This is a genomic window from Actinomycetota bacterium (genome assembly GCA_005774595.1).
In the GTDB taxonomy this organism is placed as follows: domain Bacteria; phylum Actinomycetota; class Coriobacteriia; order Anaerosomatales; family D1FN1-002; genus D1FN1-002.
Genome location: VAUM01000448.1, coordinates 1 through 1,269 on the forward strand (window position 1 = coordinate 1; position 1,269 = coordinate 1,269).

Sequence of the window (1,269 nt, forward strand, 5' to 3'; positions counted from 1 at the left end):
GTAGATGTGGATGCGGTGCCCGGGCCGTGGTGACGTGGCCCAGTGACCGCACGCGGCCATCGGCGCCCACCCCGCGGCCGCGGCGGCCTCGCTCGCGACGCGCACCCACGCCCCGAGGTCCCTCTCCCGCATGACGAGGTCGATGTCGTGGCCGAAGTGCGGGAAGTCCTCGTGATTGCGCAGCACGGCGTACTCGAGTCGTTCGCGTCCGAGGGCCTCGAACAGCAGCTCGACGAGCCGGTCACGGTCCACCGCGGGGTGTGCGGGCGCGTCCATCTACCGCAGCCCGTCCGCGCCGATGTTCGTACGCTGCGACGCCAGCCTGCGCAGCGCCACGGACGGCCTCACGAACAGCGTCGCGATCACGTACGCGGCGGCACGCACGTAGTGCCGCAGCGCGAAGTGCAGGCCCGCTTGCTTGTAGAGGCTGATAGCGTAGTCGTTGCGCAGTCGCGATCGCCGGTACGAACGGTCCGCCCAGATCCGCGAGTCGAACGCCTCCCACGACACCTCCGGCTCACCCGCTCGGCGGCGGCGCATGTTGTAGTGGATGAAGTGGGTCTTGCGCCGCTGCAGCAGCGTCTTGGTGACGGACTCCGCGCTCCCGTGGATGCGGTAGCGCACCAACTGCTCAGGGACCACCACGATCGGGTGCCCGGTCTCGGCCATGCGATACCACAGGTCCAGGTCGTCGGCCGGGTCGCACTCCGCACGGTAGCCGCCGACCGCGTCATAGTCGCTGCGCCGGATGAGCGCCGACGCGTGCACCAGCACGATCGCCTCACCGGCCTCGTACAGCTCGCGGAAGCGCGCGACCGAGATGGGCTCCATCCTCCGCGCGCCGAGCGAGCGCCCGTCGTCGCCTGTGTACTCGGCCCACGTCCCCACCACGCTCGGATGGACCTCGGGGTCGTTCGCCACGCGCATCTGCGCCGACAACTTCCCCGGCTCCCACACGTCGTCGTGGTCGAGCATCGCGATCCACGCGCCGGTGGACGCCTCGATCGCGCGCCGGCGCCCGTTGGACATGCCCACGTTCTCGGCGAGGCTGATCACGGTCATGCGCGGCTCGGCCTCGGCCAGCTCGCGCAGCACCCCCGCGGTCCCGTCGGCCGACCCATTGTCGACGACCACGAACTCGACGTCGCCGAAGTCCTGCGCGAATGCGCTCTCGAGCGCCTCCCGCACGAAGCGCTCGCCGTTGTAGACGCTCAGGACCACGCTGACCTCAGGCATCCGCCTCGGCCGTCCCCACGCCACGACCGCGCG

Annotated in this window: 2 protein-coding genes; both read right to left on the bottom strand. The window is 70.8% G+C overall.

Features of this window, described 5'->3' with window-relative positions:
• The coding region (locus FDZ70_10860) for a hypothetical protein (protein TLM65771.1) at positions 1-276 on the bottom strand (276 nt) is incomplete at its 3' end.
• The gene (locus FDZ70_10865; GenBank protein TLM65772.1) at positions 277-1,236 is read right to left on the bottom strand and encodes a glycosyltransferase family 2 protein; all 960 of its coding nucleotides are present in this window, start codon (positions 1,234-1,236) and stop codon (positions 277-279) included.
• Positions 1,237-1,269 lie beyond the last annotated feature (33 nt).